This window comes from Thiorhodovibrio winogradskyi (assembly GCF_036208045.1).
Classification (GTDB): Bacteria; Pseudomonadota; Gammaproteobacteria; order Chromatiales; family Chromatiaceae; genus Thiorhodovibrio; species Thiorhodovibrio winogradskyi.
On record NZ_CP121472.1, the window covers coordinates 924,252 to 939,045 of the forward strand.

Below are 14,794 nucleotides of genomic sequence, written 5' to 3' on the forward strand. Positions count from 1 at the left end.
TATCAGCTAGCGATCCCGCTACCCTCGTTCCCACGTTCCAGCGTGGGAGCCAGGAATTCGCCCCTACTCATGACCGCGCTGCCCAAATCTGAATCTGCCCGGCGATGCGCTCGGCGGGCAGGGTCAGGGTGGCGCCGCCGCGTTCAATCAACTCCGCTGGCATGCCAAAGACCACGGCGGTTTCGGCGGATTCGGCGATGGTGCGGGCACCACGCTTTTTCAGTTCAGCGAAAGCATCGGCGCCGTCATAGCCCATGCCGGTGAGCATCACGGCAATCAACCGCGCCGGATCACAGTGCTCGAGGGCCGAGCGGCCGAGCAGCTCCACCGAGGGATGCCACAGGAAATCGGGATTCTCCGGGCGCACCAAGACGGTCAATTGGCCGTTGCGACGCGCCAGCAGCAGGTCGGCGCCACCGCGTCCTATGTAAATATTGCCGGGTTCGACCGGTGTGGGGCGGTTGACTTCGGACACGCTCAGGGCGCACAGAGCGTCCATACGCTCGGCGAATGGCCGGGTGAAGCTCGGCGGCATGTGCTGAGCGACCAGCACCGGCAGCGGAAAGTCGGCTGGCAGCAGCGGCAGAATGTCCTCGAGCGTGCGTGGTCCACCGGTGGAGACGCCAATCAGGACCAGGGCATCGGCTTGGCCGCTGCCGCGCCTGACGATGCCACGCGCGGCGGACTCGCGCTCGGGTGCGCGGGTGACCTTGGTGTTGGAACCGCCGCGAATCCGCGCGGCCAGGCCGCGACTGGTGCGCAGTTTCGCCCGCGCGGCGGCACGCACCTTGGCGATGACCTCCTGTTCGATCTTCACCATCGACAAGGAGATGGTGCCGTCAGGCTTGGGGATGTAATCCACCGCGCCCAGGTTCATGGCCTCAAGCGTGGCCATGGCGCCCTTCTCGGTGAGCGAGGAGACCATGACCACGGCGACCGGGCGCTGCGCCATCAGCAGGGACAGCGCCGTCAGCCCGTCCATCTCCGGCATGTTGATGTCGAGGGTAATGACATCGGGCTCGAAGGCAAGATTCTCCTCCACCGCCTCGCGCCCGTTGCGCGCGAGACGAATCTCGAAGTCGCCCTCGGCCTGGAAGATGGTATTGAGCTGGCGGCGCATCAGCGCCGAGTCATCGACGATCAGGAGCTTAATCATTTTTAGGGATTAGGGGCGAGGGGTTAGGGGCTGGTGGTTAGGGGCTGGTGGTTAGTAATGATTGGCTAGGGGCTGGATAGATTCGATAGTCGGTTGTTGTGTTTAACGATTCAGGAAAATACTTGATGGCAAAGGTGTTGCGCGAAAGAAGAAGCCTGCATTCATTATCCGCATCAGCCGAGCACTGCCAACTGACCCCTCGGCTCTTAGCACTCGCCCCTAACCCCTCGCCCCTGCTTCACCCCCCAATCGCCGCGAGCTGATCACGCTGATCATCGCCAATCAGCCACGCCGGCTCGATCAACTGAATCATGCGATTGCTCTTCTCTAGATTGGCCACACGAGCGAGCAGACGGGCCTGTTCGGGCGAGAGCTGCGGCGAGGGCTCGATGGCGGATTTGGGAATCTTGAGCACCTCGGCGACCGAGTCGACGATGAAGCCGGTGCGCAAGCCATTGAGCAGGAACACCATGATGCGCTGGCGGTCGTTGCGCTCGGCCTTGGCCAGACCGAAGCGGCGGCGTTGGTCGATGACCGGCAGCACGGCGCCACGCAGATTGATCACGCCCTCGACAAAGCTCGGCGCCTTGGGTACATGGGTGAGTTGCTCGGGCACGCGCACGATTTCCTGCACGCTGGCGATGGGCACACCGTATTCCTCCTTGTCGAGGCGGAACACCACCACTTGCTCCTCGTCGTCATTGTCGTTGTCGCCGGTGTCGAGGTCTTCGTCCAGCGTGCTGTCGTCCTCGCGCATTTGCTCCACGGTTTCCAGGGCCTCCTGAACGCTTTCATGACGGAAGAGATGGTCGGTCGAGACGATGGAGACCAGCCGCTTGCCGTCATCGAGGCGGCAGATCTCGCCGATCTCGGCCACGTCGGCCGAGGCGGCCATCAAGCGCGGCATGGGATCGACCGCCGAACGGGCCACGCGCAGCACTTCGTTGACGCAATCCATGGCGAGACCAACCGAGACCTCGCCCAGGCGAATCACCAGGATGCGGCTGTGCTCGTCGGCGTCGCGCGCCGGGAGGCCGAACAGGCAGCGCAGGGAGACCAGCGGCAGCAGGCGGTTGCGCAGCGTCATGACCCCCAGCACATGGGCCTCGGCGCGCGGAACGCGCACCAGGGTCTCGGGGAACTGCACGATTTCCTGCACGTTCTCGATAGGGACGGCGTACTCCTGCTCGGCCACCTCGAAGCTGACCAGTTGCAGCTCGTCGCTGTTTTCATCCTCGTCGCCGGTGGCGTCATTCGCGTCCAGGCCGGCAGCGACGCCGGGGCCGCCATGCTGTTTCGCGGCGGCGGCGATGGCGGCGAATTCATTGGCGATCAGCGCCTCGAAGTCCATCACCATGACCATGGGGTAGCCGCCAGCATCCTTGAGCAGCCCGGCGAGTAGATCGGTGCGCACCGTGGTGGTCAGGGCGCCGACATCCTGAATGCGAGCGGTTTCGACGCCAACCACGCTGGCGACGCGATCCACCACGAAGCCGAGCGGCTGGCCAAGGTCGATGACCAGGGCGCGGGTGGAGTCGTCGGCGTCGCGCTCGGGGAAGCCGAACAGCCGCCGCAGGCTGATGATGGGCAGCACCTTGCCGCGCAGATTGGCTAGCCCTTCCAGGGTGGGCGGAGCCAGGGGTACGCGCACCACGTCCGGCACGCGGATGATTTCCTGCACCGGGGTCATGTCGACGGCGAAGATTTCCTCGCCGCATAAAAAGATGACGAATTGGCGGATGTCGCTGTCGTTCAGGTCCGGGTCGGTGGCCGGGTTGGATTCCGGGCTGGATTCCGGGGTGGGAACCGCGACCGGGGGGGCGCTGGCCTCGGCGGCGGTGGCGACGGTGTCGAGCGTCTCGTTGCTCATGGGATTCTCCCGCGCTATCAGGGTTGACCTTCAGGTTGCCTTCAGGGTCTGGCGGTGGGACCGTGAGGCCCCAGCGCGGGTTTAGGCACTCTGTAACTCGTCGGCCAGGGAGGCGATTTCCTCGATGGCGGCGGCCAGTTCCTCGGCGCCCTGCGATTGCTGCTTCGACGCACTCGAGGCCTCGGTGGCGGCCTTCTCGGCCTCCTGCGCGGCGGCGGAGATCTGATCCACGCCGGTTTTGACCTGGGCGATGGCGGCGGCGATCTCGGCGGCGGCGGCGAGAATATCGGCGGTGCCGCGTTGCACCACGCCAACATCGGCCTCGATGGTTTCCAGGCCGCTGGTGATGGACTTGGCCTTGGCCGCCTCGGCGGTGGCGGAGGCCATGATGTCCTCGAGATCGCGCCCGACCACGTTGATCTGATCTTGCACAGCTTTCACCAAGTCCTTGATGCGATCGGCATTCTCGGCCGAGTCATGGGCCAGGTTGCGGATGTCGGTGGCGACCACCACGAAACCCTTGCCAAACTCGCCGGCACGCGCGGCCTCGATGGAGCCATTGACCGCCAGCATATTGGTCTGGATGGACACCGTTGTGATGGCATCGACAATCTTGTCGATACGCCGCGAAACTAGCTCCAGATCCTTGATCTGCTTGAGGCTGGCGCGCGAGGCGGTGACGGACTCAGAGACGCCGTTGATCAGGCTGTCGACACTGGTCTTGTTGGTTGTCAGTAGATCGGTGATGGACTTGACCTTCTCGGCCGCGCCCTGGGCGCGCTGCTGGGCGACTTCCAGGCCTTTTTCGATCTGCGCCACGGCGGAGGCGGACTCCTCGGTGGCCGAGGCTTGCACCTGGGCGCTTTTGCGAATCTGCTCAATGGCGGCCATGATCTGGCCGCTGGAGCGGTTGATCTCCTGCACCGCGGAGGACAGTTGCTCGGCGGCTGAGGCCACTTCCTCGGCGCTCTTGGCGATGTCGGTGGAGTTCTTGAGCTCCTCGGCCAGCTCGGAGAGGTTCTGCGCCGCCTGTTCGCACTCGGCCAGCGCCTGGGTTTGTTCGGCGATGGTCTTGGCCGATTCCTCGGAAGCGGCGGATTGCTCCTCGGCGGCGGCGGCGATTTCCTCGGTGCCCTTCAAGGCTTGCAGCGCGGCGGCACCCGACTGCTGGGCGCCGGCGGCGATTTCCTGAATGCCCTCGGTGATTTCGAGAATATCGGCACGAATCTGCCCGAGCTGGGCATTGATCGCCTTGCCGTTTTCCACCTCGGCCTGCACGGATTCCGCCGAGGTGTTGATGCCCTCGGAAATTGTCTTGACCTCGCCCTGAATCTGCCCGACCAGATCCTGAATCTGCTTGGCGCTCTTCTCCGAGGTCTCGGCCAGGGTGCGCACCTCATCAGCCACCACGGCAAAACCCTTGCCATGCTTGCCGGCGCGTGCCGCCTCAATGGCGGCATTGAGCGCGAGCAAGTTGGTTTGATCGGCAATGCGGGCCACCGCCTTGACGATGTCGCCGATATTGGCTGCTTGCTGTTCCAGTTCGGCGACCATTTTCACCGAGTCGCCCTGGCGTTGCGCGGCGATGCCGACATTGCTGATTAGCCCGCTGACCTCATCGCCCACCTTCATGATCAGCACCTGGGAGGCTTCTACTTTGGTCTGGGAGGTGTTGGCATTCTCCATTTGCCGGCTCAGCGCGGTGTTCACTTGCTTGAAGGCGGCCAGCGACTCCTGCGCGGCGCCCGAGGCTTCCTCTGCGCCGGTGGCGATTTGGTCGGAGGCGCGCTTGAGTTCCTCCGCCGCCGAGGCCGCCTCATTGATGCCCGAGGCGAGCTGCGTGGTGGCCGAGGCCACCCGTTCAGCCGCTTGCTGCTGCTTGGCCAGGGTACGCGCACGCTTGCGCTGTGCCTCGGCGTCGCGCGCGGCGGCGGCATTGGAGCGGGCGTCCGTTGACCCGGCGGAAACGGCGGCGGATGCGGTGGAGGAGTTCTTCACAAGTGCCATGGGTTGTATCCTGCGCTGATGAGTGACGATGCGGGTTTAAGCAATAACGAAGCCAGGGAGGCAAAAATGGACCAATATCGGCCAGTTGCGTCACGGGGATGAGTCAATGGAGCGTTGTGCTGGGTTGTTGTCAGGGTAAGGCTGTCAAAAGATTAACGGTTTGGCGTCGTGATTCGGCCGTGCCTCTGACCGCGGCCGCTTTGTGAGGCCAAGATGGGCACCAAGGCTCGCGGAGGGTATTCAATCGACGGTTTAGTTGTTGAGAGCGCACCCGGGTTGCTCGATCCCATGCCGCCATGACCGGATTGAACCTATCGGGTGGGAGGATGTTGCAGCGTACGTCAGGATCAGGGACGACACGGGCCGGGGGGCGGCTGGACGAACGGCCGATTCACGCGCGCTTACCTTCATTGAGTTTAGTCCAGCGCGCGGTCTTTGCGGAAAATCAGTGCGAAATCGTCAAGCTGGTCATTTCCAATCCCGCCTGTCACTTGCCGAGGCTGTTGGATTCTTGGCGCACGCCGGCCGCTGGCTGGCGACTTTTTGACGCGCGGCCGATTTAGATTTCGGCTTTGGCGTGTGAATCCCGCATAATGACGGACTTGGCTCGTGCCGCGTGGCAGGCTTGTCGGCACAAGACAAGAGTACCAAGGTGGCCAGCGCCAAACCCGCTGCAAACTTGGCAATGCTTAGGTCTTGTGTTCCCTTTTTTCGCCGCCGCTTTCACTCGCAGGATTTCATCAGGATGCATCACCTCGAACTCACCGATTCTCTCCGTCTCATTCTCGACGCCCGCCATGCCGACCCCTTCAGCGTACTGGGCCGCCATCCCTCGCCCGAGGGGGTGGTGGTGCGTGCCTTCCTGCCCGGCGCCGAGGAGGTGCGCATTGTCGAGTGCAAGCAACCCATGACCCGCATCGAGGGGACGGATCTCTTTGTCTGGGAGGGTCCGGCCAGCTTCGTGCCCGAACGTTATCAGCTTGCCTGGCAGGTTCCGGCCAGGGCGAGCCTGGACGACACGGATGAAAGCGACGCGGCGGACACCTCCAGCAGCGCGACCGAGGCCAGCGCGCATCAGCGATACGATCCTTACTGCTTTCCCTCCCAGCTTCCGGATTTCGACCTACATCTGTTTGGCGAGGGCAAGCACTGGCATGCCTATCGGCTGCTCGGCGCGCGCGAACATACAGCCGATGATGTCACTGGCGTGCTCTTTTCAGTCTGGGCGCCCAATGCCGAGCGCGTCAGCGTGGTCGGCAACTTCAACGGTTGGGACGGGCGCCGCCATCCGATGCGGGTACACGGTAATGGCGTCTGGGAGCTGTTTATCCCGGGCCTGGCGGCCGGGGAACTCTACAAGTACGAGGTGCGCGCGCGCGGCGGTTCCATCGGCTTGAAGACGGACCCCTATGGGCGCTTTTTCGAGGTGCGCCCGCAGACAGCCGCCGTGGTTGCCGCCCCCGATACCTTCGACTGGCGGGACGGGGACTGGATTGCCCGACGCGCCGAGCACGATTGGATGCGCACCCCCATGGCCATCTATGAGGTGCATCTTGGCTCCTGGCAGCTCGGCGCCAATGGCGAGTTGCTCAATTACCGCGAGTTGGCGCGCAAGCTGGTGGACCATGTCCAGAACATGGGCTTCAATTACATCGAACTCCTGCCCATTACCGAGCATCCCTTCGATCTGTCCTGGGGGTATCAGGCCACCGGCTACTATGCGCCCACCAGCCGTTTCGGCACCCCGGATGATTTTCGCTGGTTTGTCGATCACTGCCATGCCAATGGCATTGGGGTGATTCTCGACTGGGTGCCAGCGCATTTCCCAAAAGATGCCCATGCCCTGGCGCGCTTCGATGGGACCGCCCTTTATGAACATGAAGACCCGCGCTTGGGGGAGCATCTGGACTGGTCGACCCTGATCTTCAACTTCGGTCGCAACGAGGTGAAGAATTTCCTGATTTCAAGCGCGCTCTTCTGGCTCGAGGAGTACCACATCGACGGGCTGCGGGTGGATGCTGTCGCCTCCATGCTGTATTTGGATTATTCCCGCACCGACTGGGTGCCGAATCGCCATGGCGGGCGCGAGAATCTCGAGGCCATTGATTTTCTGCGCGAACTCAATGTCATCACCCACGACCAGGTGCCAGGGGCGCTGATCATGGCCGAGGAGTCGACCTCCTGGCCACAGGTGACCCGCCCGACCTATTTGGGCGGCCTGGGCTTTGATCTGAAATGGAACATGGGTTGGATGAACGATACCCTGCGCTATTTTGGCGAGGATCCCGTCCATCGCAAATACCATCAGGACAGCCTGACCTTCAGCATGCTCTATGCCTTCACCGAGAACTTCCTGCTGCCCTTCTCGCATGATGAGGTCACGCATGGCAAGCGCTCGCTGCTCTATCGCATGCCGGGGGATGAATGGCAGCGCTTTGGCAATTTGCGCCTGCTCTATACCTATATGTATACCCACCCGGGCAAGAAGCTTTTATTCCAGGGCTGCGAGTTCGGCCAGGGCGAGGAATGGGACTGCACCAAGGTGCTTGATTGGTATGTGCGCGAGTATCCGCTGCATCAGGGTATCAGTGAGCAAATTCGCGTACTGAATCGGCTGTATCTGGCGCATGCCCCGCTGCACGAGCAGGATTTTGACTGGCGGGGCTTTGAGTGGATCGACTGTCATGATGCCGAGAATTCGGTGCTTATCTATCAGCGCAAGAGCGGCGGGGAGCCGAAAGACCCAGGTGCCGAGCATCTGGTGGTTGCCTTGAATTTCACCCCAGTGCCGCGCGATGGTTACCGCATTGGCGTGCCGGTGCTCGGGCGGTATCGGGTGCTGTTCAACTCCGATGCATCCCAGTATGGCGGCTCGGATTATTGGAAAGCGCCCGAGCCCATTCAGGCCGAGGCCGTGCCCTGGATGAATCGCCCAGCCTCGTTGGTGGTCTCGCTGCCGCCATTGGCGGGGATCATTCTGCAACCCGAGCCTCCGTCGGAGACGGCCTCCGAGTTCTCCGATGGCGAAGCCGCGGCTGAAACAGCCGTTGGCGAGGATGCCTGAGACCAATTGACCCCAACAGCGGGTGCCGAAGGTGATCGGGCGATGATCAGGAGGGGCCTTGATCATAAAACGGGCCGCTCCCACGAATCCTGGCTCAGCGAGGCGATTGGCTATGATCACGGCCATCAGGAGGCGATCACACCCCGCCCGCAACTCACTGCCAAACAGACTTAACGATTCAGGACAGCAGTCATGGTAAAAAAGGCAAGCCCTAAGTCATCGAATGCCCGCGGGGCGAATACGGGCAAGAACGCGGTTGAGGATTTGGGCCAGGGTCCGGAGGCCACTCCTGTTGGCGCGGGCACGGAAAGTCCCGCGGCCAAGAGCACATCCGCGCCTAGGATGGGCGCGACCCAATCTCAAGCCGCCCCTGAAATTGGGCTTGAAGCCCGCCCTGCGTCAGAGCCTGTCGCCGGATCCAAAGCTGGGGCTGACGCCAAGCCAGAAGAAGTGGAAGGAACCTCATCCGCCCCCACAACCGCCCCCGCAACCGTCAAGTCATCGACCGCTGATCAGGCCGAAATGGCGACCGCGAGCACTCCGTCTAAAGTGTTACGCGTGGAAGAAAACACGAAATTAGCGGATCGCGATCAGTCGGTGGCGACCAAGGCCGATGCTGAATCAGGCAATGCCAAGGCCGCAAAGACCGAGACCAAAGCGTCCCAGGTGGGTGGGCCGAACAAATCGCCGCCGCAGGCGCAGCCGTCATCGGGGCTATCATCCACGCATCAAGCCCAGTCCTCATTCAAGCATGCACCCAAGTCCCCATCCAAGCCGGCCCGGGCATCGGAGTCTGCATCCGCGCCGTCTGCCGATCTGAAACCAGAATCCGAAGCGGCACTTGAATCGGCATCCGAGCCAGCGCAAGCACCTACCCCAGAGCCCGAAACGCCGGCATCCCATTACCCGCCGCGTCCGAGTCTCTTTATTGTCCATATCACGCCCGAGATGGCTCCCGTGGCCAAGGTTGGCGGCTTAGCCGATGTGGTCTTTGGCCTGTCGCGCGAACTGGCGATTCGCGGGAATCATGTCGAAATTATTTTGCCCAAGTACGACAACCTGCGTTACGACCATATCTTCGAGATGCACCAGGTGTTCAATGATCTCTGGGTGCCCTGGTACGACGGGGCCATTCATTGCACGGTGTATTTTGGCTTTGTGCATTCACGCAAATGCTTTTTCATCGAGCCGCATTCACATGACAATTTCTTCAATCGCGGCAGCATTTACGGATTTAATGACGATATTCTGCGTTATGCTTTCTTTTCGCGCGCGGCCATTGAGTTTTTGTGGCAGGCCGGCAAGCACCCCGACATCATTCACTGCCATGACTGGCAGACGGCCCTGGTGCCGGTGTATCTCTATGAGTTTTATCAGCAACTCGGCATGACGCACCCCCGTGCTTGCCTGACGATTCATAATTTCAAGCATCAAGGCATTACCGGCGCGGAGGTGCTGCGCGCCAGCGGACTCCATCGACCCGAGCACTTTTTTGACCGCCTGCGCCTGGGTGACGACCATCATCCCAATGCCATCAATCTGCTGAAGGGTGGCATTGTGTATTCAAACTTTGTCACCACCGTCTCGCCGCGCTATGCCTTCGAGACCAAGGACCAGGGCCAAGGCTTCGGCTTGGAGTCCAGCCTGCATACCCATCACATGAAATATGGTGGGGTGGTCAATGGCATTGACTATGACGTCTGGAATCCGGAGATTGATCATTATATTCCGGTGCGCTATGGCATCGAGAATCTGGATGGCAAATACGACAACAAGCGCGCTCTGCGCCATCGGCTCATGCTGGCCGACAATGAAAAGCCCCTTGTTGCCTTTATTGGCCGGCTCGATCCACAAAAAGGGCTGGAGTTGGTGCGCCATGCGATTTTCTATGCGCTCGAGCGTGGTGCTCAATTTGTCCTGCTTGGCTCCAGTCCAGATCATCGCATCAACAACGATTTCTGGGGGCTGAAACGCATGCTGAACGACAGCCCCGACTGCCATCTGGAAATTGGCTTCGACGAGGAGCTCGCCCATCTGATCTACGCCGGCGCGGACATGATGCTGGTGCCGAGTCAGTTCGAGCCCTGCGGCCTGACGCAACTGATCAGCCTGCGCTATGGCACCATCCCGGTGGTGCGCACCGTCGGCGGCCTGGCGGATACCGTCTTCGACAAGGACTATTCCGAGCGTCCGCTGCACGAGCGCAACGGCTACCGCTTTGACAACTACGACACCCTGGGACTCGAATCCGCCTTGGGCCGGGCTCTGGCCTGCTACTACAACTTCCCCGAGCACTTCCGCGAGTTAATCAAAAACGCCATGCGCTGCGACTACTCCTGGAACCGCCCCGGGCAGGATTATCTGAACATCTACGATTTCATCCGCAACCGCTGAGCCGCTGAATGGCTGAACAAGGCTCGGCCTCCAGTCGCGGCGAATGCATGCGCCGCTTCTGTCGCGTGCCGCCGCCCCGCTTGAGCTTCATTTGCTCAGGTCTGATAATACGAAAATTTTTGTGAGCGCCTATCCGGTCCCGACGCGTTCCAGCGAGCGCTATCGCATCGCGTGCCAGCAGACCGGGTGACAACGGAATTTAAAACAACCCATGAAGATCGGAATTCCAGCCGAAACCCTTGCCGGCGAGAAACGCGTCGCCAGCACTCCGGATGTGGTCAAAAAACTCGTCGGCAAGGGCTTCTCCGTCCTGCTTGAGCAGGGTGCCGGCACCGCTGCCAGCTACCTGGACCAGGCCTATCAAGATGCCGGCGCCGAGACCGTCGACACCGCCGCCTGCTTCGCGGCTGACTTGGTGCTCAAGGTCCGTCGTCCAAGCCAGCAAGAAGCGGAGCGGCTGCAATCCGGCGCCACCCTGATCAGCCTGATCGAAAGCTGTGCCGGCATGGGATCAGAAGACGAACTGATCCAGACCACGGTCGCGCGCGGCGTCAATCTGCTCGCCATGGAGCGCATCCCGCGCATCTCCCGCGCCCAGTCGATGGACGCGCTGTCCTCGCAGAGCAATATCGCCGGCTATCGCGCCGTGATCGAGGCCGCCGCGCACTATGGGCGCTTCCTGCCGCCGATGATGACCGCCGCCGGCTCGGCCAAGCCTGCGCGCCTGGTGGTGCTGGGCGCAGGTGTCGCCGGTTTGCAGGCCATCGCCACCGCGCGCCGCCTGGGCGCCGATGTGCATGCCTATGACGTGCGCCCGGAGACGAAAGAACAAATCCAATCGCTCGGCGCCAAGCCGATTGAACTCGACCTCGGCGAGGAAGGCTCGGGCGAGGGCGGCTATGCCAAGGAACTCTCGGACGCGGCCAAGGCGCGCCAGCAGCAGTTGCTCGCCGATGAACTGGCCAAGGCGCAGGTCATCATCACCACGGCGCTGATTCCCTGTCGCCCGGCGCCCGAGTTGATCACGCCCGAGGTGGTCGAGCGCATGCGTCCCGGCTCGGTCATCGTCGACCTGGCCGCCGCCAATGGCGGCAACTGCAAGCTGACCGAGCCTGACCAGATCGTCGAGCACCATGGCGTGCGCCTGATCGGCCACACCAACTATCCGTCCATGGTCGCCGCCGACGCCAGTGCCTTTTACGCGCGCAATCTGCTCAATCTGTTGGAGATTATGGTCGAACCGGGCGAGTCCGGGCCGACACTCAAGGATTTCGAGGCCGATGAGATTACCCGGGCGATGCGGGTAAACTAGGGGCTGTTATCTTTGTGGGGTGTGAACATGACTCAAGATATCACTCATCTGGTTCTGGAGCATCTGCCTGCCATTCGTTCCGATATGGATGAAGTCAAACAAGGGGTGTCCAGTCTCGAACGACAGATGGCCGCGATGGGGCAGCAACTCGCGGAGCTGACAGCCGCCGTGCAAGGCAACAAGCGCAATAACTCAATTTAACCAACAGTCTGGAGCCCAACCGGATGTCCGAATCCATCATCGCCCTCTATGTCTTCGTGCTCGCCTGCGTCATTGGCTACTACGTCATCTGGGGCGTCACCCCGTCCCTGCACACGCCGCTGGTGGCCCTGACCAACGCTATCTCCGGCATTGTGCTGGTCGGCGCACTGCTGGTCACGGGGGCGGAAAACGCGGGCTGGTTCGCCAAAACGGTGGGTTTCCTTGCCGTGTTGCTGGCCAGTATCAATGTCTTTGGCGGTTTTCTGGTCACCCACCGGATGCTGTCGATGTTTAAGAAAAAGAAATAAGGATTGCGCTTCATGGATCTCTGGCTCCAATTCAAGCAAGCCGCTGGTCATGCCCTGGGCGAGGTGCTGACCTCCGGCCTGTCAGTCAATGCCCAAGCACTGGCCTATCTGGTCTCGGCGTTTTTGTTCATCCTCGCGCTCAAGGGCCTGACTCACCCGGCGACGGCGCGGCGTGGCAATCTCTACGGCATGCTCGGCATGCTGATTGCCATTGTCGCTACCCTGGCCGGCGCCGAGGTGATGTCCTATTGGCTGATCGGCGTCGCGGTCATCCTGGGCGCCATCATCGGCACGGTGATTGCCAAACGCATCCAGATGACCGACATGCCGCAACTGGTGGCTGCCTTGCACAGCTTTGTCGGCATGGCGGCGGTGTTAGTCGCTATCGGGACCTTCCTTAATAAGCGCGCCAGCGGCGATCTCAATGCGCTGCTGATGGGTGAACTGTCCGCCGGCATCGTTATTGGCGCCATTACTTTTACCGGCTCGGTCATTGCCTTTGGCAAATTGCAAGGGCTGATCAGCGGCAAGCCGGTCAAGTTCTTTGGTCAGCATCTGCTCAATGCGCTCATTGCCATCGCCACCATCGCGCTCGCCGTGCAGTTCGCCCAGACCGGCGCCATCTGGGCGCTGATCTTGATGACACTGCTGGCCTTTGTACTTGGCGGGACGCTGATTATTCCCATTGGCGGCGCCGACATGCCGGTGGTCATCTCCATGCTGAACAGCTACTCGGGCTGGGCGGCGGCGGCAACCGGCTTTACCCTGCACAATAAGCTGCTGATCATCGTCGGCGCTTTGGTCGGCTTCTCCGGCGCCATTCTGTCCTTCATCATGTGCCGGGCGATGAACCGCAGCATCATCAATGTCATCTTCGGCGGCTTCGGCTCCGATGACAGCGGCGGCGACAGCGCCGGCGCGGTGGCGGCGCAGAAGGGTGTGAAATCCGCCTCGGTCGAGGACGCAGTCTACTGGATGGAGGACGCCGGCAAGGTCATCATCGTGCCGGGCTACGGCATGGCGGTAGCCCAGGCGCAACATTCCATCAAGGACATGATGGAACTGCTGCAGGCGCGCGGCGTGGAAGTGAAATTCGCCATCCACCCGGTCGCCGGGCGCATGCCGGGACACATGAACGTGCTCTTAGCCGAGGCCGACATCCCCTACGACCTGGTGCTGGAAATGGACGAGATTAACCCTGAGTTCCAAAGCGCCGATGTCGCCCTGGTGGTGGGCGCCAATGATGTGGTCAACCCGGCGGCGAAGGAGGACAGCACCAGCCCTATCTACGGCATGCCCATCCTTGAAGCCGGCAAGGCGCGCCAGGTCTATTTCCTCAAGCGCTCGATGCGCCCCGGCTACTCAGGCGTGGATAACCTGCTGTTCTATCAGGACAACACCTCGCTGATTTTTGGCGATGCCAAGGACAGCATCGATGGCATGGTCAGCGCGTTAAAGGGGGGCGGGCATTGAGTGCGCATCAAATCGATGCCGATCCCGAGTTTTGACAGTTTTATTGACCCGCTGCTTCGCCTGCTGACCGAGCACCCAGGTGGCTTGGCGACAGCCGAAGCACAGCGGCTCCTTGCGGAACAGTTTGCTATCGGACCGGACCAAAAGCGGGAATTGCTTCCCAGCGGTACCTATCCTGTCTATAAAAGCCGGATTGGCTGGGCGCATGATCGTCTAAAGCGCGAGGGACTCTCGAGCAGTCCCAAGCGAGGCTTTTGGCAAATCACTGACAAGGGAATCGCTTATGCCCGCGCGAATCCAAAACTTTGCGCGGATGAACTCAAGCGTCTCGCCTATCCCAAGCAACGCACAGCACCCTTGGCGAGTGATGAATCGCCTGAAGGATCGCCGCCCAATGATTCAGTCGGTGTCGACAGCCTTCTGGGAACACCAGATGACCGCATCGGCAGCGCTTTATCCGAGATTGAAGACAGCCTCCGGACTGACTTGCTTGCCAGAATTCGCAACAGGGATCCCGAGTTCTTCGAGGGCTTGGTGCTAAAGGTGCTGCGCGCCATGGGTTACGGCGCCGATGAAGACTCCTTGGAGCAAAGTGGCGGACCCGGCGACGACGGCATTGATGGCGTCATTTCCCTGGATCGACTTGGACTCGACAGAGTCTATGTTCAGGCAAAACGCTATGCCGAGGATCGGCCCATTACCAAAGAAGCGATCCATGGCTTTATTGGCGCGCTGCACCTTAAAGGTGCAAACAAAGGTGTCTTCATCACCACCAGCCGGTTCACCGCTGGAGCCGCTAGAGCCGCAGCAGAGGTGCGGGCGTTAAGTCTGCGTCTGGTTGATGGGGTGGAGCTGACGCGTTTGATGATCTGCTATCAGGTCGGCGTTCGTCACGAATCCATCGCCATCCCGAAAGTTGATCTCGATTTCTGGGATGACGAATAATTCGTCAAGTAGCGCAATCAACCTGCCTGCATCCCACAATTCCCATGCCGCCAATCGAGTACGT

Annotated in this window: 10 protein-coding genes; 7 read left to right on the forward strand and 3 right to left on the reverse strand. The window is 61.3% G+C overall.

Annotated elements, in window-relative coordinates; all coding sequences use genetic code 11:
- Window positions 1-67: 67 nt before the first annotated feature.
- The 3 genes from cheB to Thiowin_RS04190 all read right to left on the reverse strand — a co-directional run bounded on the left by cheB (window position 68) and on the right by Thiowin_RS04190 (window position 5,033).
- The gene (gene cheB / locus Thiowin_RS04180; RefSeq protein ID WP_328986478.1) at window positions 68-1,156 is read right to left on the reverse strand and encodes a chemotaxis-specific protein-glutamate methyltransferase CheB; all 1,089 of its coding nucleotides are present in this window, start codon (window positions 1,154-1,156) and stop codon (window positions 68-70) included.
- A 238-nt stretch (window positions 1,157-1,394) separates the two neighbouring features.
- Window positions 1,395-3,026: a chemotaxis protein CheW gene (locus tag Thiowin_RS04185; RefSeq protein WP_328986479.1), complete on the reverse strand. Its 1,632-nt coding sequence runs from the start codon at window positions 3,024-3,026 to the stop codon at window positions 1,395-1,397.
- Window positions 3,027-3,107: 81 nt separating this feature from the next.
- Complete coding sequence (locus Thiowin_RS04190; protein WP_328986480.1) at window positions 3,108-5,033, reverse strand: methyl-accepting chemotaxis protein; 1,926 nt, start codon at window positions 5,031-5,033, stop codon at window positions 3,108-3,110.
- A 745-nt stretch (window positions 5,034-5,778) separates the two neighbouring features.
- On the opposite strand from Thiowin_RS04190, the gene glgB reads away from it, so the two are divergent.
- The 7 genes from glgB to Thiowin_RS04225 all read left to right on the forward strand — a co-directional run bounded on the left by glgB (window position 5,779) and on the right by Thiowin_RS04225 (window position 14,730).
- Window positions 5,779-8,097, forward strand: a complete 2,319-nt coding sequence (gene glgB, locus Thiowin_RS04195) for a 1,4-alpha-glucan branching protein GlgB (RefSeq protein ID WP_328986481.1) — start codon at window positions 5,779-5,781, stop codon at window positions 8,095-8,097.
- Window positions 8,098-8,655: 558 nt separating this feature from the next.
- Window positions 8,656-10,491: a glycogen synthase gene (glgA, locus tag Thiowin_RS04200; protein WP_408034159.1), complete on the forward strand. Its 1,836-nt coding sequence runs from the start codon at window positions 8,656-8,658 to the stop codon at window positions 10,489-10,491.
- Between the two features lie 211 nt (window positions 10,492-10,702).
- On the forward strand, window positions 10,703-11,803 hold the full coding sequence (locus Thiowin_RS04205; RefSeq protein WP_328986483.1) for a Re/Si-specific NAD(P)(+) transhydrogenase subunit alpha: 1,101 nt from the start codon (window positions 10,703-10,705) through the stop codon (window positions 11,801-11,803).
- A 27-nt stretch (window positions 11,804-11,830) separates the two neighbouring features.
- Window positions 11,831-12,004: a hypothetical protein gene (locus Thiowin_RS04210; protein WP_328986484.1), complete on the forward strand. Its 174-nt coding sequence runs from the start codon at window positions 11,831-11,833 to the stop codon at window positions 12,002-12,004.
- Window positions 12,005-12,027: 23 nt separating this feature from the next.
- A complete protein-coding gene (locus Thiowin_RS04215) occupies window positions 12,028-12,312 on the forward strand; it encodes a proton-translocating transhydrogenase family protein (protein WP_328986485.1) in 285 nt (94 codons plus the stop codon).
- 12 nt (window positions 12,313-12,324) lie between these two features.
- Window positions 12,325-13,785: an NAD(P)(+) transhydrogenase (Re/Si-specific) subunit beta gene (locus Thiowin_RS04220; protein WP_328986486.1), complete on the forward strand. Its 1,461-nt coding sequence runs from the start codon at window positions 12,325-12,327 to the stop codon at window positions 13,783-13,785.
- Window positions 13,786-14,730 (forward strand): restriction endonuclease, encoded by a 945-nt coding sequence (locus Thiowin_RS04225; protein ID WP_328986487.1) that lies wholly within the window; start codon window positions 13,786-13,788, stop codon window positions 14,728-14,730.
- Window positions 14,731-14,794: the final 64 nt, after the last annotated feature.